17 protein-coding genes are annotated in these 24,192 nt (G+C 41.2%); 7 read left to right on the forward strand and 10 right to left on the reverse strand.

The features are described from left to right. Positions 1-6: 6 nt before the first annotated feature. Positions 7-3,426, reverse strand: a complete 3,420-nt coding sequence (locus PHEP_RS20640; protein ID WP_015809938.1) for a SusC/RagA family TonB-linked outer membrane protein — start codon at positions 3,424-3,426, stop codon at positions 7-9. Between the two features lie 246 nt (positions 3,427-3,672). On the opposite strand from PHEP_RS20640, the gene PHEP_RS20645 reads away from it, so the two are divergent. Continuing rightward, positions 3,673-4,419: a DeoR/GlpR family DNA-binding transcription regulator gene (locus PHEP_RS20645; protein WP_015809939.1), complete on the forward strand. Its 747-nt coding sequence runs from the start codon at positions 3,673-3,675 to the stop codon at positions 4,417-4,419. Between the two features lie 37 nt (positions 4,420-4,456). Here PHEP_RS20645 and PHEP_RS20650 read toward each other — a convergent pair whose 3' ends face one another. Beyond that, positions 4,457-5,656: an anhydro-N-acetylmuramic acid kinase gene (locus PHEP_RS20650; RefSeq protein WP_015809940.1), complete on the reverse strand. Its 1,200-nt coding sequence runs from the start codon at positions 5,654-5,656 to the stop codon at positions 4,457-4,459. Between the two features lie 173 nt (positions 5,657-5,829). Here PHEP_RS20650 and nagB point away from each other — a divergent pair, with 173 nt between their 5' ends. The 3 genes from nagB (at position 5,830) to PHEP_RS20665 (ending at position 11,866) form a co-directional block, all read left to right on the forward strand. Beyond that, on the forward strand, positions 5,830-7,749 hold the full coding sequence (gene nagB / locus PHEP_RS20655) for a glucosamine-6-phosphate deaminase (protein ID WP_015809941.1): 1,920 nt from the start codon (positions 5,830-5,832) through the stop codon (positions 7,747-7,749). Between the two features lie 68 nt (positions 7,750-7,817). Beyond that, entirely contained in the window at positions 7,818-8,972 is a 1,155-nt protein-coding gene (locus PHEP_RS20660; RefSeq protein ID WP_015809942.1) for an acyltransferase family protein, read from the forward strand. 29 nt (positions 8,973-9,001) lie between these two features. Next, complete coding sequence (locus PHEP_RS20665) at positions 9,002-11,866, forward strand: M16 family metallopeptidase (RefSeq protein WP_015809943.1); 2,865 nt, start codon at positions 9,002-9,004, stop codon at positions 11,864-11,866. A gap of 60 nt (positions 11,867-11,926) precedes the next feature. On the opposite strand, the gene PHEP_RS20670 is transcribed toward PHEP_RS20665, so the two are convergent. Continuing rightward, entirely contained in the window at positions 11,927-13,486 is a 1,560-nt protein-coding gene (locus tag PHEP_RS20670) for a glycoside hydrolase family 10-like protein (RefSeq protein ID WP_015809944.1), read from the reverse strand. A gap of 180 nt (positions 13,487-13,666) precedes the next feature. On the opposite strand from PHEP_RS20670, the gene PHEP_RS20675 reads away from it, so the two are divergent. After that, positions 13,667-14,575 (forward strand): hypothetical protein, encoded by a 909-nt coding sequence (locus PHEP_RS20675; RefSeq protein ID WP_015809945.1) that lies wholly within the window; start codon positions 13,667-13,669, stop codon positions 14,573-14,575. Here the strand turns inward: PHEP_RS20675 and PHEP_RS20680 are convergent. The 4 genes from PHEP_RS20680 to PHEP_RS20695 are packed head-to-tail and all read right to left on the reverse strand — an operon-like array spanning position 14,567 to position 20,323. Then, the gene (locus PHEP_RS20680; protein ID WP_143715787.1) at positions 14,567-18,292 is read right to left on the reverse strand and encodes a sensor histidine kinase; all 3,726 of its coding nucleotides are present in this window, start codon (positions 18,290-18,292) and stop codon (positions 14,567-14,569) included. The two genes, PHEP_RS20675 and PHEP_RS20680, sit on opposite strands and share 9 nt — an antisense overlap. Before the next feature lie 42 nt (positions 18,293-18,334). Next, a complete protein-coding gene (gene fabD, locus PHEP_RS20685; RefSeq protein ID WP_015809947.1) occupies positions 18,335-19,213 on the reverse strand; it encodes an ACP S-malonyltransferase in 879 nt (292 codons plus the stop codon). Between the two features lie 54 nt (positions 19,214-19,267). Then, positions 19,268-19,900, reverse strand: coding sequence for a GTP cyclohydrolase I FolE (folE, locus tag PHEP_RS20690; protein ID WP_015809948.1), 633 nt, complete (start codon positions 19,898-19,900; stop codon positions 19,268-19,270). Between the two features lie 9 nt (positions 19,901-19,909). Then, positions 19,910-20,323: a 6-pyruvoyl trahydropterin synthase family protein gene (locus tag PHEP_RS20695; RefSeq protein ID WP_015809949.1), complete on the reverse strand. Its 414-nt coding sequence runs from the start codon at positions 20,321-20,323 to the stop codon at positions 19,910-19,912. A gap of 72 nt (positions 20,324-20,395) precedes the next feature. Between PHEP_RS20695 and mqnB the strand changes: the two genes are divergently transcribed. Both mqnB and PHEP_RS20705 read left to right on the forward strand, forming a co-directional pair. Continuing rightward, a complete protein-coding gene (gene mqnB, locus PHEP_RS20700; RefSeq protein WP_015809950.1) occupies positions 20,396-21,028 on the forward strand; it encodes a futalosine hydrolase in 633 nt (210 codons plus the stop codon). A gap of 34 nt (positions 21,029-21,062) precedes the next feature. Beyond that, the gene (locus PHEP_RS20705) at positions 21,063-21,908 is read left to right on the forward strand and encodes a menaquinone biosynthesis family protein (RefSeq protein WP_015809951.1); all 846 of its coding nucleotides are present in this window, start codon (positions 21,063-21,065) and stop codon (positions 21,906-21,908) included. A gap of 4 nt (positions 21,909-21,912) precedes the next feature. Here the strand turns inward: PHEP_RS20705 and PHEP_RS20710 are convergent, their stop codons facing one another. The 3 genes from PHEP_RS20710 to PHEP_RS20720 are packed head-to-tail and all read right to left on the reverse strand — an operon-like array spanning position 21,913 to position 24,191. After that, positions 21,913-22,290 (reverse strand): hypothetical protein, encoded by a 378-nt coding sequence (locus PHEP_RS20710; protein WP_015809952.1) that lies wholly within the window; start codon positions 22,288-22,290, stop codon positions 21,913-21,915. 4 nt (positions 22,291-22,294) lie between these two features. Continuing rightward, the gene (locus PHEP_RS20715) at positions 22,295-23,530 is read right to left on the reverse strand and encodes an FtsX-like permease family protein (protein WP_015809953.1); all 1,236 of its coding nucleotides are present in this window, start codon (positions 23,528-23,530) and stop codon (positions 22,295-22,297) included. A 22-nt stretch (positions 23,531-23,552) separates the two neighbouring features. After that, positions 23,553-24,191 (reverse strand): MBL fold metallo-hydrolase, encoded by a 639-nt coding sequence (locus PHEP_RS20720; protein ID WP_015809954.1) that lies wholly within the window; start codon positions 24,189-24,191, stop codon positions 23,553-23,555. Position 24,192 lies beyond the last annotated feature (1 nt).

A 24,192-nucleotide genomic window follows, 5' to 3' on the forward strand; every position in this document is an offset into this window, starting at 1 on the left:
TATGTATTAAAAGTTTAATTGAACACCAAACGATATACTTTTAAAAGCAGGTACCCCTGTGGCTGTACGACCCGAGTTATAATTGGAAATGTTCCACATAGAATAACCGTTGATCGCTTCCGGATCGATAGGCAGGTCTCCAAGTTTATCCCATGTGATTAAGTTCTCTACAGCTGCATATACCCTAAGCGAGCTTAAACTTATCTTTTTCAATAAAGCAGGTGGGAATGAATAACCCAAAGTTAAGTTTTTAAGCCTCAGATAGGCCATATTTAACAGGTACCGATCCTGAATCTGCATGTTATTTGCGTTATTACTAGCTCCGTTATTATAGGCTGCCGGATAAAAAGCACCGGTATTTTCTGGAGTCCAGTAATTTTCAGAAAAGGCTGCCGGCATTGCACCATCAGAAGAGTTATAGCCAGGAATGGCCAGGAACCCATCTCCCCAGATCTTACGACTGCCTACACCCTGGAAGAAAGCACTGATGTCAAATCCTTTATAGTCGGCCCCTAATCTGAAACCATATTCATATCTGGGATTGGCATTACCAATAATCTCCTGGTCGCCATGATCAGCCAGCAATCCTTTTCCATTGCTGATTTCACCATCCCCATTTACATCCACAAACTTAACATCCCCAGGTCCAAAATAAAAGTTTGAAGAGGTTTGCAGAAATGGCTGATAAACCGGCTTCTCACCATTAGGCCCAGGTTTTAATTTATAAGCTTTTTTACCAGCATTCAAAGCACTTTCAGCAGCAGTTAAAGTAATCAACTGAGGCTTTCCGTTGGCATCCAGGTCAAAGTCGCTCAGTTGAAACAACCGATCTGTGCGGTATCCCCAGATGTCACCAATGGTTCGGCCTACATAATTGTCATTCACCCCGGTAAGCGTACCATACTTGGTAATGGTAGTTTTTGCATCCGTATAATTGGCCTGGACATTAATTCCAACACCATTTCCAAACTTATGGTTATATTCAACAGCCAATTCTAAACCTTTAGTACTTAACTCCCCATAATTACCAACCGGCGCAGTCACACCAAAAGTAAGCGGGATCCCTTCCTTAGGAACAATGGCATTTTTTGTTTTCCGCTGATAAACATCAACAGTTGCAGTCAAACTATTATTAAAGAAGCCCAGGTCCAGACCAAGATTCTTAGTTTCAATATCCTGCCATGTAATAGAAGACTGTACGGCTGTTGGCGTTCCAACAAAAGGTGCACGTATTCCGCCACTGATCCAGTTAGAAAGTCCATTAGGCATTTGAGAGATGTACAAGCCCGGAGACACGGTCTGATCTCCGATAGAACCCCAGGAGCCCCTTACCTTTAACATAGACAGGGAAGGTTTAGCCCACTCCATAAATTGTTCTTCGCTGGCTACCCATCCTGCAGAGAAAGATGGAAACCACCGCCACCATAAGTCACGCGGAAACTTAGAGGTTCCATCATAACGTAAGTTGGCTTCCAAAAGGTATTTATTTTTGAAGGCATAATTGACACGGCCAAAATAGCCAAGTTGCGCCTCCTTATACAAATTTCCCCCACCTGTAGTGGTACCTGCCGCGAAATTAAACTGAGGATTTGAGATATCTGTAAGGTTTGTAATCTGCGTAAACTGCGACTCATTGGTAACAGCAACCCGGTTTAAACCTAATATAAATTTAAAATCGTGGTCTTCCTTTAATTTCAGGTTATAAGTAGTAAAAGCATTAATCGTATGGCTATACCAGTTACCCACAAATCTGTACATGTGGTCCGGGTTAGATCCTGAAGCAGTATAGGTTTCTTTTAAAAGATCAAATGCACGGATAGCACCAGGAGTAGTACTAGACACTACCTGGCCCTCTGAGTTCACATAAACAGGTTGTCCACTTGCATCTACCCTGGCTCTGGGCGCAACCCAGGAGTTTCTGGCAGTATACCTGGTACCCGGACGCCGCCAGGCTGTATCTTGTCTGGAATAGGTGTAATCAAAATCTACTTTCCAGTTTTTTGTGATGTTAACTGTAGCACCCGCATTCGCGTTAAAATAAGTTTGCAGAATATTGGCTGTATTGGCCGCAGCAGCTTCGCTTGCAGGACTTCGTATCGGGTCTCCATTTTCATCATTACCAAACGGATATAACGGGCCCCAACGGTAAAGATACAACCATGGATCGGCGGTAGTAGAGTTGGTGATATAGGCATACTCCTTGTTTCTTTGAGAGAAAATAGCTCCTCCACGAACCGTAACGTAATCGTTAAGTTCACTTGAAACTTTTACCGAACCATTATACCGGGTAAATTTATCCGATTTGGCAGGTTTCATCATACCGCTCTGGTTCAATGCAGCCAAGCCAATATTGTAACTGGTTTTACCTGTGGTACCACCAATTGACAGGTTATGCTGCTGGGTTGGCGCCCACTCTTTAACCATCAAGTCGTATGGATTATAGGTCCTCACCCCCATCTTCTGGTTATCTGGCCCCTGCACGTACCAATCTCTTCCAAAAACTGTAGGATCATTGGAACCTATTGTACCCCCATACTTATTCTGCCATTCTACTGCTTTTTGATAGCTGGCACGATCTACATAATAAAATGCTCCTGTAGGTGTAAATGTGCCAATACGCTCAGCAGCATCCACCGTATATTTTAAGGCACTAACCTCACCCATCCTCAGGTCTTTCCATGGATTCTGGAAAGAAAAGTTATTGGTATAAGTGATGGTAGGCTTGTCAGAGCCTGAGCCTGTCTTTGTAGTGATCAGTATTACCCCAAATGCGGCTTTGGCACCATAAATAGATGAAGCAGCAGCATCCTTTAACACAGAAATACTGGCAATATCAGCAGGGTTAACCAATTGAATACTGGGTATCTCAACGTTATCCAATAAAATTAATGGCTGTGCGGTACCTCTGAATGATCCAATCTGCCCCCTGATCTTAATCAGCGGATCTGAGCCGACCTCTCCGCTTGGAACAACCACACTTAATCCTGACGCAACCCCCTGCAGCGCTCTTCCAACATCAGCAATAGGCCGCCCAGAAAGGGTCTTATTTACATCGATAGAAGTAACTGCACCGGTCAGGTTTGCTTTCCTTTGCGTACCATAACCCACCACAACAATTTCATTAAGCGCCTTGTCATCTTCTCTAAGGACTACATTAAGAGTTGTCCCGCTAACTGTTCTTTCCTGTGTTAAGGAGCCGATGTAAGAGAAGACCAGTACATCTCCTTTTTTTGCACTGATAGAATAGGTTCCGCTAGCTTTGGTCTGGGTACCAATCTGGGTTCCTTTAATTTTTACAGAAGCTCCGGGTATGGGCAACCCGTCACCTGATGACGTAACCATACCGGTTACTGTAATTTGTTGCGCAAACGTTTGCGTAAACAACAAAGAAATGCCCACAAAAAGTAATAGTAGTTTTCTTTTCATAAAAGCTTTTTTAGTTTAGTTAGCATTAGCTGGTCTGATTTTTAAAACACGCAATTACATGCATAAAAACAAAACCTAGAATAAATATCATAAATAGTTTTCACATTATTACAAAATATAATACTATTTTTATCTTAAAATACAAATATTTTTATCGAAAGCCGGACAAACTCTGCAAAAACACGCAAAAACACGTGCAGGTTTTATATACGAAATTTTAACCATTTTAGCCAAAAAATTAAACCAATGCTTAAAAAGGAACGCCATGATTTTGTGATGCGCCAGATCAATTTGCATAACCGCGTACTCACATCAGATCTTGTACAGTTATTAAACGTTTCAGAGGATACGATCCGACGGGACCTCCAGGAGTTGGCAGAATGGGGACAGCTTTCAAAAGTTCATGGCGGTGCACTGTCCAAGTCTTACCAATCTTCTTTTGACGACAGCGAAGTTTATGCGAAAGACGCTAAAATCATTATTGCTAAAAAGACGTTACAGCTCATCAAGGATGGGATGGTGATTCTGACCGGGGGCGGAACATCCATTATAGAGTTGGTAAAACGCTTACCAGAAAATTTAACTGCTACATTTTTTACCATTAGTCCTTTTGTAGCTATAGAGCTATCTAAGTATACCAGAGTCGAAGTTATTCTTATAGGAGGTTTATTTTCCAAAAATTCGCAGGTAACTTATGGGGGCCATGTCATCAACCAGCTCTCGGAGATCAATGCCGATCTTTGCCTGCTGGGAACCAGTGCCATACACCCGCAAGATGGATTAACTGATACAGACTGGGAAATCAATCAGCTTAAAAAAGCCATTTTCAGTTCCTCAAAAAGAGCAGCAATTCTGTGTATTTCAGAAAAACTGAACATCTCATTAAGATTAAAGGTCGCTTCATTAGAAAATATAGACTACCTGATCACAGAGCTTGAACCTGAAGCAATAGAACTTAATCCATATAGGGTGAAGACTTTACAGATACATTAAAATCGGCTATCTAACCAAATATTTTACTCAGAAATGACTATTCTGGCAAACAAACTTTTCCCATAAATACTGAAGGCACGCCTTCCCTATCCCCAAAATTGGTTTTACCGCCAACCATGGTTTCATTTGCCAGGACGGCAAAAAGTACGGCTTCCTTGGCATCGGGATTTATTTCCAGTGCATCTGTTGAAAAGAAACTGGCATTGTTAAGCGCTGTTTTAAGCTGTTTCAACAACAATGGGTTATGCATACCTCCGCCACTGATAAAGATTGAAGGTGTTTCTGCTTTTCCGAAACATTTTTCAATGGCATTGATGATCACATCAGCGGAAAACCTGCAGAGCGTAGCCATGATATCTTCTTTACTGATATGCTCTGTTTTAGACCTGGCCTGTGCCTGCGCCAGATATTCGAGGTTAAAAAGTTCCGGACCTGTCGTTTTAGGAAAGGCTGCGTGCAGAAATTCGGATTGCATCAGCTCTGCTAAAAGCTGTTCGTTTACCATTCCAGCACGCGCAATCCGGGCATCCCCATCATAATACAAGCCTTTATAATGTTGCTGTACAAACTGGTCCATCAATGTATTTCCGGGCCCTACGTCAGTCGAAAAAACCTTAGCCGCATCATTGTCGCCCGGCAAATAGGTAAAATTGGCAATGCCACCTATATTAAGCATAATGCGGTCTTCTCCTTTTTTAGAAAAAAGCAGGTAATCCCCATAAACAGCCAAAGGTGCCCCCTCTCCGCCAGCGGCGATATGTTTTTGCCTGAAATCGGCAATGGTAATGATACCTGTTTTAACCGCAATATGATCGCCGTCCCCTATTTGCAAAGTTGCATTCGGAAAATCATCCAGTCTATGCAAAGATTTCGGCGCATGAAAAATCGTCTGCCCATGGCTCGCTATTACATCAATATCTGATGGCTTTAAACCCCAGGAAGCAATGGCCTCAAGAATCAATTCAGCATGCAGCAAACCTACTTTCTCGTTCATCAGGCATACCATTTGCAGATCAGCATCCCTTTTTGAAAAAATAGATTTTACCTCCGCCTTAAATTCATTACTATAGGAAACTGTTTTAAATTCTACCAGTCTTACCTGGGTTGCCGTTCCGCTACCTCTCACTGCACATAAAGCAATATCTAAGCCGTCCATTGAAGTACCCGACATGAGGCCTATGATTAACCGTTCCGGCTGCTGAATAATTTGAAAAAACTTTTCCCAGGTTGCGTTCATTTTGTAAACATTTTTCTACCGCAAGGTAACAAACGAAAATGGTTTTCTATTTCTTTTCAACCGTTTGCGCAGCAAAACATCCGATAAATAAGTGGGATATACTTCTTAAAAAATTTGATAAAGTCAGCAGAGTACCTATATTTACTGCTCCGTACAAAATTTAAGAACAAAAAATGGCTAGATTAAATCTTCTGGAAGAAACTCGCTTTGAAAAACTGCCTGTTTCTGTCTTTGAAAACCCCAAAGAAGCATCTTTAAGTGTTGCCCACCGGATCGGGAACCTCATTAAAGAAAAACAAAAAAACAATGCCCAGGCAGTTTTGGGTTTGGCTACAGGCGCAACCCCTATTGCTGTGTATGCTGAGCTGGTTAGAATGCACCGGGAGGAGGGTTTAAGTTTTAAAAACGTAGTAACGTTTAACCTTGATGAGTACTACCCTATGCAACCGAACGCTGCACAGAGCTATGTTACTTTCATGAATGAAAATCTGTTTGATCATATCGATATCGATAAGAAAAACGTAAACATTCCTGATGGTACATTGAGCTTAGAGGAGATCCCTGCATTTTGCCTGAATTATGAGAAAAAGATTGGAGACCTTGGAGGACTGGACATACAGATCCTCGGTATCGGACGTACAGGTCACATCGGATTCAACGAACCTGGCTCTGCACCTAACTCAGGCACACGCCTGGTTACACTGGACGACCTGACCAGACGTGATGCGGCCAGAGATTTTGGCGGTAAATCTTTTGTTCCCACAAAAGCTATTACCATGGGGGTAGGTACCATTTTTAAAGCCAGGGAAATCATTCTGATGGCCTGGAACAAGAAAAAGGCACCCATTATTAAGAAGACCGTTGAAGGAGAAATCTCGAGTGAGGTACCAGCAACCTATTTACAGCTATCTGATAATGTTGAATTTATTTTAGATAAAGATGCCGCTTCCTTACTGACACGTTTTGATACACCATGGTTGGTTAAGGATTGCATCTGGGATGAAAAGCTGACCAGGAAAGCGGTGATCTGGCTAGCCAATACGCTTAAAAAACCCGTGCTCAAACTTACCGAAGATGACTACAACAATAACGGTATGGCACAGCTTGCTGTTGAACAGGGCCCTGTTTACAACATCAATATTCATATATTTAATAAACTGCAACATACCATTACGGGCTGGCCGGGTGGTAAACCTAATGCAGATGACTCACAAAGACCGGAAAGAGCAGAGCCTGCTAAAAAACGCTCTATCATTTTCTCTCCACATCCTGATGATGATGTGATCTCTATGGGCGGGACATTTATACGCCTGGTAGATCAGCAACAAGACGTACATGTAGCGTACCAAACTTCGGGTAATACCGCAGTATGGGATGATGATGCCCTGCGTTTTGTAGAGTTTAACATCGATTTCTCAGAGAAAATGGGGCTTGAAACAGCTGAGTTAAAGAAACTGTACCAAAACATGCGTTCTTTTATTGAGCAAAAGAAACCCAACCAGATCGACACACCAGAAATACAAACGGTAAAAGGGCTGATCAGAAAAGGTGAAGCCATTGCCGGCGCACGTTATTGTGGTTTGGCAGACGACCACATTCATTTCATGGCATTGCCATTTTATGAAAGCGGCAAAAGCCAGAAGAACCCGGTTACCGATGCGGATGTGGTATTGACCATGGAGCTACTGCAAAAGGTAAAACCACACCAGGTATTTGCTGCTGGTGACTTTGAGGATCCGCATGGTACACACATTGTTTGTTTTAACATCATTCTGGAAGCCTTAAGACGCCTTTCGAAAACGGAGGCCTGGGTTAAAGATTGCTGGTTATGGATGTACCGCGGCGCGTGGCAGGAGTTTGAGACCTATGAAATTGAAATGGCCGTGCCGCTTAGTCCGCAGGAAGTTGAACGCAAGAAATTTGCTATTTTCAAACACCAGTCTCAAAAAGACAGGGCAGTATTCCCTGGTGATGATGCAAGGGAATTCTGGCAACGTGCCGAAGACAGGAACAGAGAAACCGCCCAGGCTTATGACAGTTTAGGTTTGGCAGAATATGAAGCGATGGAGGCTTTTGTCCGCTATAAGTTTTAGTTATATTTATTATATTTATATCCGCTATTGCTTAGGCGATAGCGGATTTTTTGTTTAAAATCATTTTTATGACAGCTCAAACAGCCCTGGATAAGCCAGTAAGATTATTATCCCTTGATTTTTTCAGGGGTGCTACCGTTGCCGCGATGATCCTGGTTAATAATCCCGGAGACTGGGGCCATATTTATGCCCCGCTTGAACATGCTGAATGGAATGGCTGTACGCCAACAGACCTGATTTTCCCATTTTTCCTGTTTATTGTGGGGGTGTCTATCGCCTATGCAATGGGCGGTAAAAAAGCCGATCCTTCATCTCATGGTAAAACTATTGTTAAGGCCTTAAAAAGGGCATCGATCCTATTCGGACTGGGTTTGTTTTTATCCCTTTTCCCTAAAGTTTTTACAGCACCTCTTGAAGCGTTTCAACAGGTACGCATTCCGGGTGTATTGCAACGTATTGCGGTAGTGTTCTTGATTTCAGCCATTATCTTCCTTAAAAACACAGAGAAAAATATCTTTAAAATTTTATTAGCTATACTGGCCGTTTACTGGGCTTTAATGACCTTTATTCCGGTACCCGGGGTCGGCTATGCCAACCTGGAGAAAGAAACCAATCTAGGGGCCTGGCTGGACAGGAGCATCCTTACAGAAGCCCATTTATGGAAATCGGCCAAAACATGGGATCCGGAAGGCATACTGAGTACCCTGCCCGCTATTGCAACCGGACTGTTCGGAATCTTGGTTGGCGTGTATTTAAAGCGCAAAGATGTGGATGCCGCAACAAAAATTTCCTGGTTGTTTTGTACAGGATGTGCCGCTGTAGCTTTAGGCCTGCTTTGGGACCTTCAGTTCCCGATCAATAAATCTTTATGGACCAGTTCATTTGTACTTTATACGGGTGGCCTGGCCACGATGATCCTCTCTTTATGTTATTGGATCATCGACGTTCAGCAATACAACCGTTTTACCAAGCCATTTGTGGTATATGGAGTAAATGCAATTACGGTTTTCTTTTTATCCGGTCTGATCCCCAGAATATTCCGCATGATTACAGTTAAGGGGTCCAACGGATCGGATATGAACCTTCAGTCCTGGTTGTATTCAGGCTTTGCGGCATCTTTTTCGCCCATCAATGCCTCGCTGGCCTGGGCCATTAGTTTTATTTTGTTCTGGCTTGTGATTCTATGGGTGATGTACAACAAAAAAATCATTATAAAAGTTTAAATTAGCCGCAACTAATTGAACCTTTTTTCATGAAAAAACCTTTTAATATCCTTGCGATATGCCTGGTGCTGAATTTATCATTTTATGCACCAGCGTATCCACAAAAGAAAACTGTAACCGCTAAAAAAACAATAGCTGTTGCTACGCAAAAAAATGAGGGAACACCAATTCCCAATGATCCTGATGTAAAAATTGGTAAACTGGCAAACGGTCTTACCTACTACATCAGGAAAAATACAGAACCTAAGAACAGGGCAGAATTATATCTGGCTACCCGGATTGGTTCGCTGATGGAAAATGACGACCAGCAAGGACTTGCCCACTTTACGGAACACATGGCCTTTAACGGCACAAAAGATTTCCCTAAAAACGAAATGATCAATTATCTGCAAAAGGCAGGTGTACGTTTTGGGGCCGATCTGAACGCCTACACAAGTTTTGATCAGACCGTTTACCAACTGCCTATTCCTACAGATAGTGTAGCTGTATTTAAGAATGGTTTCAAAATTTTGGCCAACTGGGCGGGTAAAATTGTAATGGAAGGAGATGAAATTGATAAAGAACGTGGTGTGATTGTAGAAGAAGACCGTCAGCGTGGTAAAAATGCCAAAGAGCGCATGAGTAAGCAATTGCTTCCCCTGCTCTTAAAAGACTCCCGCTATGCCAACCGTTTACCTATTGGTAAATTAGACATCTTGCATTCTTTTACACATGATAAGATCAGAAATTTTTATAAGGATTGGTACCGGCCAAATCTGCAGGCTGTAATTGCAGTAGGCGATTTCGACGTAAACGAAGTAGAACGGCTGATCAAAGCAAATTTTTCTGAACTGACCAATCCTGTAAACCCAAGACCTCGTGTGGCTTATGATCTTCCTGACAATATAGCTCCGCTGGTAAAAATAATCACCGATCCGGAGCAGCAATATAATGTTGCACAAGTAATGTACAAACAACGGGGCAGGATTATGAAAACCACTGCCGATTACAAAAAAAGTCTGATGTACAATATGATCAACAGCATGTTGGGGGCAAGGCTGCAGGAGATCATGCAAAAAGGCAATGCACCTTTTATCCAGGCACAAAGCGGATACGGTCCATACCAGGGCGGCCTGGTCCCAGGTATCAATGCTTTTCAATCATTTGCCGTTTCAAGTTCGGGAGCTACACTAGAAAAAGCACTGACTGCTGTACTTGCCGAGAATGAAAGGATGAGCAAATACGGCTTTTTGCAGTCTGAACTGGATGTAGCCAGAAAAAACATCCTTGCCGGAAACGAAAAAAGGTTAAAAGAAAAAGACAAAACAGCTTCCTCCTCATTTGTACAGAAATACCTTAACAATTTTCTGACAGGCACCAGCATCCCTTCTACTGAATTCGCTTATGAACTGACGAATAAGCTGGTTGGAGAAATTACACTGGAACAGGTAAATGCACTTGCAAAAACACTGATCACTACAGAAAACCAAATCATTATTGTACAGGCACCCGAAAAAGAAAAAGCAGGCCTGCCTACTGAGGCGCAATTGCTTGCTGCCTTAAAAAATGCTGGCAATGGCGTAACTGCTTATGTAGACAATTCCTTAAACAAACCTTTGCTGGAGCAAAAACCTGCCGCCGGAAAGATTGTTAATGAACAGAAAATAGATCAGATCGGCGTTACAGAACTGACCTTAAGCAATGGCATCAAAGTGTTACTGAAACCAACAGATTTCAAAAATGACCAGATCATTTTCAGTTCTTTTTCTAAAGGGGGCACCTCATTGGCTACAGACGCCAATTTCCAGTCAGCCGAAACAGTTGGCCTCATTCCGCAAAGTGGTGTGGGCGACTTTAACCCTTCGCAACTGAACAAGCTTCTTGCTGGGAATACAGGAAGGGGCGGTGCTTATATAGATGGTTTATACCAGGGCTATCGTGGCAGCGCATCGCCAAAAGATCTGGAAACAGCTTTTCAAATGGTATATGCCTATGCTACAAATCCACGTAAAGATGCGGAGCTCTTTAACAAGAGCATCAGCGATTATAAAGTAGTACTGGCCAATAAAAGCGCTGATCCCGGAAGCGTTTTTGCAGATACTGTGCAGGCAGTATTATCTTCTTATCACAAACGGGGCATGCCTACAAATTTGTCTGACCTGGACAAAATCTCGCTGGATGAAAGTTTTAATTTTTATAAGAACCTGTTTGCAGATAACAGCGGGCAAACTTTTGTAATTGTGGGCGCTTTTAATATGGAAACCATTAAGCCCCTGATTGAAACTTATATTGCCAGTTTACCAGCCTCAGGGCAGGCACATAACTTTGTCGACAACGGAATATACCCTCCCCTTGGAAAAGTAAGTAAAACTGTTTACAAAGGACTAGAAGACAAAGCTTCGGTTGAACTGTATCTGCATGGGGATTATGAGTTTAATGCCCAAAACAATGTACAGCTGGAGGCATTAAAAGCGGCACTTGAGATAAAGATACTCGAACGCCTGCGTGAAAAGGAAAGCGGCGTTTATAGTCCCAGGGTTGGGCTGAGCATCAAGAAATACCCAAAAGCCCATTATTATTTTACCATTTCTTTTAGCTGTGCCACAGCCAATGTTGAAAAACTGATTGGAGCCGCATTAGATGAGGTTAAACAGATTAAAGATAGTGGCGCAACTGCAGATGACATCAGCAAGTTTAAATCGGAAGAACAGCGCCAGATAGAGCTGAGCCTGCGTGACAATAGTTACTGGCTGAGCTACCTGACCAACCGTTTGAAGAACGGAGAAGCTCTTACACAATTACTGGACGCCCAGCAAAGAATAAACAATGTTACTGTAGAAACTACCAGGGCAACAGCGCAAAAGTATTTAAACGAAGACAACTATATTCGTTTGGTATTACTGCCACAGAAATAAAAAAATACGATCATCATCTCGATAAGAGGAGAGGTCTCTCCTCTTATCGAGATGTATTTTTTATTCTACACTGGCCAGCTCTTTTGTCTGCACGCCAACAGGACCACTGGGTTCACTTTCATTTTTTAACCTGTCCAATGCAGTAACCATGTAATTGTACCTTTTCCCCCGTTCTACATTAGTATCTATAAAGCTGGGAAAATCTTCAAAGCTGATCCTCATTATATTCCTCGCATCCAGCACATCGATTTTCTCTCCCTCATTAAAACGATAAATAACATAGCCCGAAGCTGTTTCACCATCGCTTGCTTTTAACGGCCTTTCCCATTTCAGATGAACCCCATCGGCATGCGCTTCAGCGTTAAGGTTAAGCGGTTGATTCGGCACGACATCATCAAGCCAGGGCATTTGAGGGGGGAGTGCCGGATACTTGTAGTAATTGTTTCTCAATGAATCTCCAAGAGCCCGCGCAACCGTTGAGAATGACTTGGAACTAAAAAAGACACTACCCTGGATCAGATTGCTCCCACGTATATGCCTGATCTGGTTGGGGATCTGGTTAGGAAAAGCCCAGGCCGCTTCTTTTCTGGTACTGCCATTATGGATCAGGTAAGCACCATGACCAATATAAACGTGCCTTCCGAAAGCATTGTTTGTCCACCAATCTGCGATGGTGGCAAAGGGCGCAGCCCTTCTGGTAAAGCTAAAGTAAACCTGGGGGTTGATATAATCAACCCAGCCTTCTTTTACCCATTTCCGGGAATCTGCATATAATTCTGCGTAATTGGATAGTCCATTGGTAGCCGAGCCCAAACTGTCCTCAGAAAGGTTTTTCCAGATACCAAATGGGCTCACACCAAACTTCACATATTTTTTATAATGATGAATGCTATCGTCCAGCTGTTTGATCAGCAAATCCACATTGTTACGGCGCCAGTCGGCAATATTGCTAAAACCATTAGGGTATTTATTAAATGTTGCAGCATCATTAATGTTCTGTCCGGCAATCTTATAGGGATAAAAATAGTCGTCAAAATGAATTCCGTCTACATCATAGCCTTTTACTACATCAAGAATTACCTGAACAATGTACTCCCTAACCTCAGGGATTCCAGGGTCAAATTGTTTTTTCCCGCCATATACAAAAAACAGGTCCGGCCTTTTTCTGGTCATGTGGTCCGGGCTCACTACTGCACTTGCACTCATCGTTGCCCGGTAAGGATTAAACCAGGCATGGAGCTCCATACCCCGGGAATGCGCTTCTTTAATGGCAAAAGCAAGCGGGTCATAACCGGGGGCCGGTGCCATGCCCTGTTTACCCATCAACCATTGGCTCCAGGGCTCTCTTGATTTTAAATAAAATGCATCAGCAGCAGGTCTGACCTGTAAAATGATCGCATTCATCCCGTTTGCTTTATGTTGTTCAAGCAGACCTATGAGTTCCTGTTTTTGCTGATCAATGTTTAGACCTGGCTTAGACGGCCAGTCTATATTTGCAACAGTTGCAACCCAAACTCCTCTAAACTCTCTTTTTGGAGCAATTTTTGATGGGGATTGTGCTATTAGGGAAATAGGGGTTATTATTACTGTTAATAGTGCATAGATTATGAGTTTAAACATCTTTTACAATTAGAGATAAAAATTTTGGTTTCATTTTGTCGTTTTCAGTCTACAGTACAATAGCTGATCTGCCAATTAAACGATTTTTTTTAAAGTCTCATACAAATTGAGTGTTTTTTTACTTAACCGTGCAATTAATTCTACTCCTTTTTTAAATTGTTTTTAGATTAGACCAGAGAAATGTCGAACCAAAATGATATTGTAAATAAAGGTGACCGCAATAAAATCTATTTTCTTGTTGTGGTTATTGTTGCATTATTAGGTACCAATCTTTATTTATATGTTAATGACAGGCAGCAGAACCAGCGTTTTGTGACTGTAAGTACAGAGAAGGACCGTTTAAAGCTTGAGGTAGAAAAGATAGAAGTGGAGCTGGATAAAGCAAATGGCCTGAATTTGGTGTTGAGCGATAAATTGCAGGAAGAGCAAAAGTTAGCAAGGGAAAAGATCGCAGCGCTAAAAATAGCCTTACAAAAGAGCTCGCTAACAGAAGGTAAACTGGCAGCAGCACAAAGGGAAGTACAGGAACTGAGGGAATTTGTTAAAAATCATAACGATCAGATTTTCAGGCTGGAAAAAGAAAATGCAGACTTAAAGAACCAGCGTGACAGTTTAAAAGAATTTGCTTATGCTGAAAGCCGCAAAGCGCAAGACCTGGCCAGGAAGAATTCTGAACTGAATGCAAAAGTAAAAACCGGCGCGTCCCTAAAGGCTACAAATGTTCAGGTTGCTGCCTACAAAGTAAAAAGCAATGGAAAGAACATAGAGGTGACTCGTGCCAGCACAGCAAAAAAACTAAGTGTGCGGTTTAGTATTGTACCCAATCAACTGGCAGAAAAAAACTATCATAAGATCTATCTCCGAATTTTTGACCCGGCAGGAAACCTGATTGCCGATGAAAATAATATGTTCGAAGCAGACGGACAGGAAATGCAGTATACTTCATCTACTTCTATATCCTATAATGACGACAATACGGCCTATAAGATGGACTGGATTAATCCAAATGAATTTATAAAAGGGAATTATTCCATTATTTTATACACTGACGGCTTTACAATGGGCAAAGCTTCAATCCTTTTAAGATAAGGGAAAACTAAGATAAAATGTAGTTCCTATGCCTGTTACAGATTTAAAATCTACCGTACCACCTGCATTTTCTACCGCCTGTTTTACAAATGCAAGGCCCAAGCCTGTACCAGATGATTTGGTAGTGAAATTGGGCACAAATATTTTATCCTGTAAGTAAGGGTCTATTCCCTTGCCATTGTCTTCCACTTCAATGAATACATGCGTATCATTGTGGTTGATCCTTACCTTGATCACACATTTATCATTTGCATTGCCGGCCTCAATTCCATTTTTAAGCAGGTTATTGAATGTTCTCAGCAATTGGTCCTTATCGCCAAGCACCTCTATATCCATGCGTGTATGATTAAAAATATAGATTTCCGCATCTTCCGCATTGGTAAAAACATTCCTGGCTTGTTCAATGATTGGCAACAGTTGTAATTTTTCCAGCTTAGTGTCGGGCATTTTGGCAAAATTAGAAAACTCAGAGGCAATGGTAGACAGGCTGTCGATCTGTTCAATAAATGATTTGTTAAACCGCTCAAATTTCTTTTCAAAATTTGGGTCCTGTTCTTTCCAGGATTTCTCAAGCAATTGTACCCCTAGCTTTAATGGCGTCAGGGGGTTTTTAATTTCATGGGCTACCTGTTTGGCCATTTCTCTCCATGCACTTTCACGTTCGGACCGGGCAAGTTTAGCTGCACTTTCTTCCAGTGCAGCAATCATCTTATTGTACTCTTTTATCAGGGATCCGATCTCATTATGACGGGACCATTGAATGGGCTGGTTTTTTTGCCCAAGTTTGGTTTTACGGATGCTGTCCTGTATAAAAGTTAGCGGACTCGTAATCTGGTTGGCAAGAAAAACAGCAAGGATACCAATGGCTACAAACACCAATGCATAAATATTGATCAGCGTATTGATAAAAAGACCTATTTTACTCTGATAATCCGCTTCATTTGCATAATAAGGTAAACCGATATAGGCTATCGTTTTATTTTGGGCATTTCGGATCGGTGCATAAGCTGAGGCATATTTAAAGTCCTCGCCAATATGTTCTGTAGGGTTAATGTACTCAGATTTTTGCTGGGCTTTAAGGTAGATATAAGCCTCGGGCCCCATTTTTTTACCTATGATACCAAAGTCGTAAATTTTGGGGATCGAGGTAAACCGCACATTCCCGGCCGTATCATAAAGGTTCAGATATGTAGCATTGATATTGGCAAACTGATTAAAATCGGCATTGCTCTGGTCCGTAACCTCAGGAATAACTCCTATACTAAAAATTTGCTTTTCGTAAGAAAGTTGTACCTTTCTGATTTTTTCTTTGATAAAATTTTCCTGCTGTTTACGATATTCTTCCCTGATGTAAAAATAGGTTGTCCAGCCAACGATCACCAAGGTAGCCACAACCGAAAGTACGATAGAGAACTGTATCCTTGTTTTATAAAGAATCTTATTGGCATTGATCATGAGTGACCTGTTGATATTGAACCAGCTACCCCAGCTTTCATCAATATTTTTCAGCAACCAGATCAGGGCGTAAAGTGTGATTGAAAAGATGATGAAAACAAGAAAGAAAAACGACAGCGTAGCCAGCCTGGCCACATAAGAAACTTTCTCTTTACTGATCACGATCATTTTTGAGCTGGCTGGCATATACACCAGATGTGTGTATCCCAGGGTATCGGTTACGATTTCGCCCTTTCCTACCTTACCTTTAAAATCAACACTCGAAAGTTTATAGGTGTATTTACCTGATTGATTTACCAGCTTACCAGAATTGTAGAAAGCAAAAGAATAACTGCTATAATCATCCTCACCTTTAATTCTGCCATCGGCCAGTATCTCCGGAAGCTGGCTATTGAAATTATATTGCGGAGATTTAAGGTCTATCACCAATGTACCCAATATCCTGTAGTCAACAAATATGGGGATGATACCAAAATAGTTCTGATAACCGAAGGTATAATTCATCCTGTAAAAGAAATCTGATTCAGGTACTTTAACAGAGCCGGATTGGACCAGGTTTTTATAATAGCTTAAAGCTACCGGATTTTCTTTGGAAATTGCAGAATCCTGGCCGTTAAACTCATATAAATTATATTCAAACTGGGTAAGGTAGCCACCCAGCAATATTTTGTTAACATGTTTTTGCAGGTCAAAAGTCTCCTCCAGCTTAGGTTGTTTAAAATATTCTGCAATAAACACATCTGTAGAAACGGCTTTTTCCAGGCTTTCGATAGAACTGATCACTTTAGGATCATCTGTCGAGCCCAATTTTTGGGCAATAGTATATCTTTTATTTTTTTCTTTAACATCGGTAAACCTGAGATATTTGATAGAGGTTATAAATGCCAGGCAAAAGAAGAGTGCAGCAAATATGCCAATAGAAAATTTCTTTTTCCTGATATAGATATTCCATGCCATAATAAAGATGAGCAGGGCATAAGCGATGAAAAATATACTAAAACCTGTATCCATCCTATAAATCAGGTAGACAAAAAAGGCAGACAGAAAAAGGATAAGTCTTTCGCGGTTAGTTACATTAAGCTGTAGCGTTTGCTGCATAAATACATTGCCCAGCAGGTAAACATCAAACCATACCAGGCATAAAATGATGATACTAACCCAGCTGATCCAGCCAAGATTGATAATATTGGTAATGTTAAAATTTATTTTTGAATTGATGATAAACCCGAAAAAAACCTGATCGAACAAGAATGCCAATGCTGCAAAAGCAATTAATAAAACCAGGTGAAAGATCAGGCCGGCTACTTTGCTGTCCAATAACCATTGCGGCACCTTGAATTTATCACTATAGGTGTACATGAACATTACAACCCAGGTGAAGGCAATTACATTGAGCAGGAAATCGCCCAGGGAAGGCAGGAAAAAGCTTTCTCCAAATATAGTCGGGCTAAATATCTGCAAATTAAATTGATGGTTAAACCACCCATATTCCAGATCTGTTACCCTAATGGCGACAAAAAACAGGATCAGCAACAAGGTACCTGCAATTGGCCTCCCCGCTCTGACCAACCAGGCAGAAAGGGAATTGAAAAACAGACAAAAGCTGAAAATTCCTATTACCCAAAGCCATACTTCAATGGTTGCGTAGATACTTTTGGAATAGCCCTGTTTTAGTTTAACTTCGAACAAAGGTTCACCCTTGATGTTTCTTATACCATACACTTCCCGGTCTGCATAGGTTGCAAGGGTTAATGAGCTGGAAGGGCAAAGATGCCGGGAAATGATATTTTCCAGGTACTGGTTCTGGATATCAAACTGACTTTTGATATCTATCAAAAAAATAATGGAATAATTTTCTGAGGTCTTTTTTATAATTTCATAAACGCCATTGCGCAACGTCACCACGGAGGTTCCCTCTTTAATGCCCTGCAAATTTGAGGGAAAGGCCCGGAATGAGCTCCAGAATTTAAGGTTCCCCTCTTTATATACCAAAATGTTAATACCCTGGCTGCGGTAAGTTTTAATAAAGTTTAAACCATGGTTTTCATCCTGGTCATACCTTTTGGCATTTTCTACCTGTTTATCATCTGATAAAAAATCATAGACAATCCGCTCCTTAGCTTCTAGCTTTTCCTGAAGCTGACGGGCCTCATAAGCAAGCAGTTCTTTTTTAGTAATAGAATGCTTTAAAGATAAAGCAGTAACGATACAACAAGCGCCCAGTATCAATAAAAGAAATCTGATTTTACCTCTTATACTCACGCTTGTTATATTTTTAGGTGTTCATTATAAAAACATTATGAGCTAACTGCTGGCAGAACTTGTCTGCACTGCTCTGCTCACCTTTTTTACCAGGCCTTGTAATACATTTCCCGGGCCAACTTCAATAAACTCATCCGCTCCATCCGCAATCATCCGCTCAATGGTCTGCGTCCACTTCACCGCACCCGTCAACTGGGTAATCAGGTTGGCCTTTATTTTTTGAGGATCCGTATTTGGCACAGGTTCAACGTTCTGATAAATTGGACACACAGGCGCTTGAATGGTTACTTTTTCGATCGCTTCCTGAAGTTCTAATCTTGCAGGTTCCATTAACGGAGAGTGAAAGGCACCTCCCACATTGAGCTTCAATGCGCGTTTTGCTCCCGCTTCAGTCAGTTTCTGGCAGGCCAGATCTACACCTTCAATACTACCTGAAATTACGATCTGTCCCGGACAATTGTAATTTGCAGCTACAACAACCGCATCAATTTCCTGACAAATATTTTCAACGACCTCATCAGCCAGACCAAGTATAGCGGCCATGGTTGAGGGTTCCAGTTCACATGCTTTCTGCATGGCATTGGCCCTTGTAATGACCAGTTTAAGGCCATCCTCAAAAGACAGGGCAGAAGCGGCTACAAGTGCCGAAAACTCTCCCAAAGAGTGGCCTGCTACCATGTCCGGATTAAATGCATCGCCCAGCGTTTTAGCCAGTATTACAGAATGCAGAAATATGGCCGGCTGTGTAACTTTTGTTTGTTTAAGCTCTTCTTCAGAACCGGAAAACATAATGTCGCTAATCCGGAAACCTATAATTTCATTTGCTTTCTCGAACAAGATCCTCGCTGCTTCATTCTCGTAAAGTTCCTTACCCATGCCCGAAAACTGAGCCCCTTGTCCTGGAAATATATATGCTTTCATCTGTTGGTTTATTTTAATGAAGGCTATTTGCCCTATGTTGATATAATTTTTTAATTAGTGAAGATTGGCTGTGATCAATCTTAAAAACTCTGCCCTTGTTTTGTCCTTTGCAAATTCCCCTGTAAATGCCGAAGTGGTGGTAACTGAGTTTTGTTTTTGTATGCCCCTCATTGCCATGCATAAGTGCTTGCATTCTATCACCACTGCAACGCCTGCTGGCATTAACGTATCCTGGATACAATCTCTGATCTCATTGGTAAGCCGCTCCTGTACCTGCAGTCTTCTTGCAAAGGCATCAACTATACGCGGAATTTTACTTAAGCCTACAATGTGCCCATTTGGTATATAAGCAATATGGGCCTTACCAAAAAACGGGAGCATATGGTGTTCGCACATAGAGAAAACTTCTATATCCTTTACCACAACCATCTGGCTGTAATCTTCTTTAAACATTGCTGAACGCAATATCTCTGCAGGGTTAAGGTCATAACCATGTGTTAAATATTGTAAGGCCTTAGCTACGCGTTCAGGCGTTTTTATTAAACCTTCACGGTTTGGATCTTCCCCCAGCTGGCCAAGGATGTCTTTATAATGATGTGCAACTGCAGCGATTTTGCCTTCGTTATAACGGTCTATTTTTATATAGCCATTATCTTCCTCATCTAAATGATTTGTATGATTATCCATTATGTACAATTATTGACCGAAATATTCCACAAAGTTATTTTCAGTCTCGTAAATTTTTATACTGTGCAGCTGCGCTCCCGATTCGGCGATCAGGTTTACCAGTTCTTCCCATATGGCAATAGCCAGATTTTCTGTTGAAGCAAGTTTGCCTTTCATAAAATTGACATCCAGGTTCAGGTTTTTATGGTCAATTTTATCTACTACATAAGTATTGGTAATGTCTTTAAGCCATTTAAGATCTACCAAAAATCCCGTTTCAGGATTAATTTCTCCTTTAACAGTTACATACAACTGATAGTTATGCCCATGCCAGTTTGGATTGGCACATTTTCCATAGACCTCTGTATTCTGAGCTTCGGTCCAATCGGGCCTTGACAATTTATGTGCTGCGTTAAATGATGCTTTTCTGGTTATATAAATCATTCTATGTTATATTATTGACAAATATACGCAGAAAGGTTAAAGTAGAAAGGTTAAATCTCTAACTTAGCCATCATGAAGATTCTAGTGGTTGCTGCCACCTGGCAGGAAATAGCTTTATTAGCAGTACACTTCCATTTGCCTGAAAAGGATTTTGTACGTACTTCGGATTTTGACCTGCTGATTACAGGTGTAGGAATGACGGCAACGGCTTATGCGCTGGGCAAGCACTTGTCGGGGGCTTACAAATTGGTTTTGAACCTGGGTATTGCAGGTACTTTTGACCCGGCCATTTCATTAGGAGCTGTTGTGAATGTGACGAGTGATGAATTTACGGAACTGGGCGCAGAAGATGGAGATGAGTTTCTGAGCATTGAAAAGCTTGGCTTTGGTAAGGCTAACTTTATTGCAGCAAATAACCTGTTGCATGCATCTGTTACAAAACTTAAAAAGGTAAAAGGCATTACTGTTAACCTTGTTCACGGCAACGAAAGCAGCATTAAAAAAGTACTTCAGCAAGCCAACCCACAAACAGAGAGCATGGAAGGGGCCGCTGTGCTGTATTGTTGTCATCAGGCATCCCTGCCTTGTCTTCAGATCCGCAGCATTTCGAATTATATAGTACGCAGAAATAAAGAAAGCTGGCAGATTGGCCTTGCCATAAAGGAACTGAATAAATGGGCTATTGATTTTTTGACAAATACATAACTGGTTTTTTGGGGGGCTTCTGTACCTTTACCCTATGAAACTTAGTCTTGGTTTTTCACCCTGCCCCAACGATACTTTTATTTTTGACGCGCTCATCCATCATAAGATTGATACGGAAGGTTTAGAATTTGAAGTCTTTTTTGATGATGTGGAAACACTGAACCAAAAAGCATTCCGGGCTGAACTGGACATTACCAAACTAAGCTTTCATGCTTTTGCCTATGTGGCAGAACAATATGCACTACTTGATTCGGGAAGCGCCCTGGGTTTTGGAGTTGGCCCCTTATTGATTTGTCACAAGGAAAACTTTATCCGAAACAGTGACCATTTAAGTCCCGATCTTAAAGTTGGAATTCCGGGCAGGTATACAACAGCCAATTTTTTATTGGGTATTGCATTCCCCCATTTGACTAATAAACAGGAAATGGTTTTCTCAGCTATAGAAAGTTCCCTGTTAGCAGACCAGATTGATCTTGGATTGATCATTCATGAAAACAGGTTCACCTATACTGAAAAAGGCTTGCATAAAATAGTTGACCTGGGAAGCTTTTGGGAACAGCAAACAGGCTGTGCCATTCCATTGGGGGGAATTGTGGTAAACCGAAAACTTGACCGGAAAACTATGGAAAAAGTAAACCGGCTGGTTAAAAAATCAGTAGAATTTGCCTTTGCCAATCCAAAATCAGGGCTTGAGTTTATCAGACTCCATGCCCAGGAAATGAGTGAGGAAGTGATGTATAAACACATTGACCTGTATGTAAACCAATACAGTGTTGAACTGGGCATTGAAGGAAGAAAAGCCATTGACACGATGTTTACCATGGCACTGAAAAAAGAACTGATCCCTCCGTTTAAACAAAGTATCTATCTGATACCTTAAACAATTAATTACAAGGCCCGTCCGGTATTTCCTTTGTGATCTTAAGGAGTTTAGTTACAACAAGCGTAGAGTCAAAATCGGCTGACATGCTTAAGCTATCTGATTTTATGGCATGACATTCCACCTCAATATAAACGGGTTCATAAGGCTTTTCAAAATTAAAATTATTGTAGGCCAGTTCCAGGGTCTTTGCACTGTCTGCAATCCAATACTCAGTTCCCTCCTCACAATCTGTAAATGATTTCATTTCCGGCCCGTAACTATATAAGCCCTTAAGTACTCTGCTGGCATGCTCCTTAACTTCTGCAGGCCTTCGATTACATGCCATTACCGTAACCGCAACGGCTATTATTAAAAATAGCAGGCTTTTAAATATATTCATGATTTTATAGATCTTGATTTAAATGGTTTATCTTCTTTACACTCAAATTAGATGACAAAGCTGATGCCATAAAAGAAAAAATACTCACGGTAAAGAATACGAGCAGAAAATCTTTCCATTTTAAGGCCACAGGATAAGCATTCGTAATCACGAGATTATCCTGGGACATTTTTATGAGTCCGAACTTCTGTTGAAGCAAAGAGAAGCCAAGTCCGATAAGCAGACCACATATACAACCGGTCATGGAAATCATCATCCCTTCCAGCAAAAAGATACGTTTAATTAACTTTTTACCAGCCCCCAAACTGCTCAATATGGCAATGTCTTTCAACTTATCAATTACCAGCATGGTTAATGAACCAATGATATTGAATATGGCAATGATCAATATAAAGGTGAGAATGATGTATACGGCCCATTTTTCACTGCCCAGAATATTATATAAAACTTTATTCTGTTGTATCCTATCCTTTATTTCAAAGTTTTCCCCGATCTGATCTTCTATCTTTTGCCTGAACAGATCGGCATCCGCACCTTTATGCAGATTGATCTCGATGGCTGAAATGTTTAGCGGTTCTTCAAGCAGTTTTCTGGCAAACCTCAATGGGACTATAGCCATATTATCGAAATCCTGCTGCACTTCAAAAACTCCGGATACCGGAATAGAAAGAATCGTAAAATCATCTGCCGGATTGATTGAACTGGCCTGGTTCGCCTTCTTTTTAGGTGAAAAAATCTGCAGCGGATAAAAAGGATCTGTTGTATTTACCATCAAAAAATTTTGAATGGCCGAACCAATTACCGCGTAGTTCAGGCTCTTGCTTTCGAGCACAAAATTACCGTCAATGGTAATGCTGTCCAGGCTCTTGTTTTTCAGGTAATCTGTACTTACCCCTTTTACCAGCCCAACAGACTGTTTATCATTATACCTTAATAAAGCATTTTCCGAAAGCACTTCAGTAAAAGAATAGATTTCCTTATCCTTTCGCAATTCATTAAAATAAGTCGTATTGGGATTAAATGTTTTCCCTTTTAAAGGAGAGATCACTATTTGCGGGGTAATGGTATTAAACATTTTTAACACCACCTCTTCAAAACCATTGAATACCGACAGGATAATGATCAGCGCTGCACTACCTACAAAAACCCCTGCTACCGAAATGGTAGAGATAATGTTGATGGCATTGGTAGATTTTTTTGCAAAAAGATACCGCCGAGCTATGTAGAAAGGTGTATTCAATATTTATTTAATGGTATAATGCTTATTGTAAATAAGGATTGTGCTGTTTTTCAAAGCCTATGGTTGTAGACTGACCATGGCCCGGATAAACCCTGCAATCATCAGGCAATATAAACAAGTTATTTTTGATACTGTTGATTAATTGCAAATGGTTCCCTCCGGGAAGATCTGTCCGGCCAATGCTGCAATAAAACAGCACATCACCCCCGATTAAAAAGTTATCTGCCGCTGCATAAAAACACAAATGCGCCGGAGAATGGCCTGGTGCAAAAATAAGCTCCAGCTGGCTATTGCCAAAATTAACCTTTCCGGACTCAGGCAAAAACACTTCCGGTTCAGGCGAAAGCTCGTAATGTAAGCCCATTTGAGGTACATAACCAGGCATGGCCTGTAAAACATATAACTCTCCTTTATGAAATTGCGGTTTCAACCCCCAGTTGTCATAAACAAATTTATTGCCAAATACATGATCGTAATGGCAATGGGTATTTAGCAAAAGAACCGGTTTTAATTTTTTCTCTTTTATGAATTTAACTACTGTATTCTGCTCTTCAGCATCGTACATCCCCGGGTCAATGATCACACATTCGCCCGTTTCATCAAACAGGATATAAGTGTTTTCGCTTATAGGGTTAAAGGTAAATTGTTGAATGCTGATCATA

Source organism: Pedobacter heparinus DSM 2366, from assembly GCF_000023825.1.
Lineage (GTDB): Bacteria > Bacteroidota > Bacteroidia > Sphingobacteriales > Sphingobacteriaceae > Pedobacter > Pedobacter heparinus.

Excerpts from the sequence above, each read along its gene's own strand:
- folE (WP_015809948.1), bottom strand. The coding sequence starts at position 19,900 with ATGGATAATCATACAAATCATTTAGATGAGGAAGATAATGGCTATATA.
- PHEP_RS20640 (WP_015809938.1), bottom strand. The coding sequence starts at position 3,426 with ATGAAAAGAAAACTACTATTACTTTTTGTGGGCATTTCTTTGTTGTTT.
- nagB (WP_015809941.1), top strand. The coding sequence starts at position 5,830 with ATGGCTAGATTAAATCTTCTGGAAGAAACTCGCTTTGAAAAACTGCCT.
- fabD (WP_015809947.1), bottom strand. The coding sequence starts at position 19,213 with ATGAAAGCATATATATTTCCAGGACAAGGGGCTCAGTTTTCGGGCATG.
- PHEP_RS20645 (WP_015809939.1), top strand. The coding sequence starts at position 3,673 with ATGCTTAAAAAGGAACGCCATGATTTTGTGATGCGCCAGATCAATTTG.
- PHEP_RS20670 (WP_015809944.1), bottom strand. The coding sequence starts at position 13,486 with ATGTTTAAACTCATAATCTATGCACTATTAACAGTAATAATAACCCCT.
- mqnB (WP_015809950.1), top strand. The coding sequence starts at position 20,396 with ATGAAGATTCTAGTGGTTGCTGCCACCTGGCAGGAAATAGCTTTATTA.
- PHEP_RS20675 (WP_015809945.1), top strand. The coding sequence starts at position 13,667 with ATGTCGAACCAAAATGATATTGTAAATAAAGGTGACCGCAATAAAATC.
- PHEP_RS20705 (WP_015809951.1), top strand. The coding sequence starts at position 21,063 with ATGAAACTTAGTCTTGGTTTTTCACCCTGCCCCAACGATACTTTTATT.
- PHEP_RS20650 (WP_015809940.1), bottom strand. The coding sequence starts at position 5,656 with ATGAACGCAACCTGGGAAAAGTTTTTTCAAATTATTCAGCAGCCGGAA.
- PHEP_RS20710 (WP_015809952.1), bottom strand. The coding sequence starts at position 22,290 with ATGAATATATTTAAAAGCCTGCTATTTTTAATAATAGCCGTTGCGGTT.
- PHEP_RS20660 (WP_015809942.1), top strand. The coding sequence starts at position 7,818 with ATGACAGCTCAAACAGCCCTGGATAAGCCAGTAAGATTATTATCCCTT.
- PHEP_RS20665 (WP_015809943.1), top strand. The coding sequence starts at position 9,002 with ATGAAAAAACCTTTTAATATCCTTGCGATATGCCTGGTGCTGAATTTA.
- PHEP_RS20720 (WP_015809954.1), bottom strand. The coding sequence starts at position 24,191 with ATGATCAGCATTCAACAATTTACCTTTAACCCTATAAGCGAAAACACT.
- PHEP_RS20695 (WP_015809949.1), bottom strand. The coding sequence starts at position 20,323 with ATGATTTATATAACCAGAAAAGCATCATTTAACGCAGCACATAAATTG.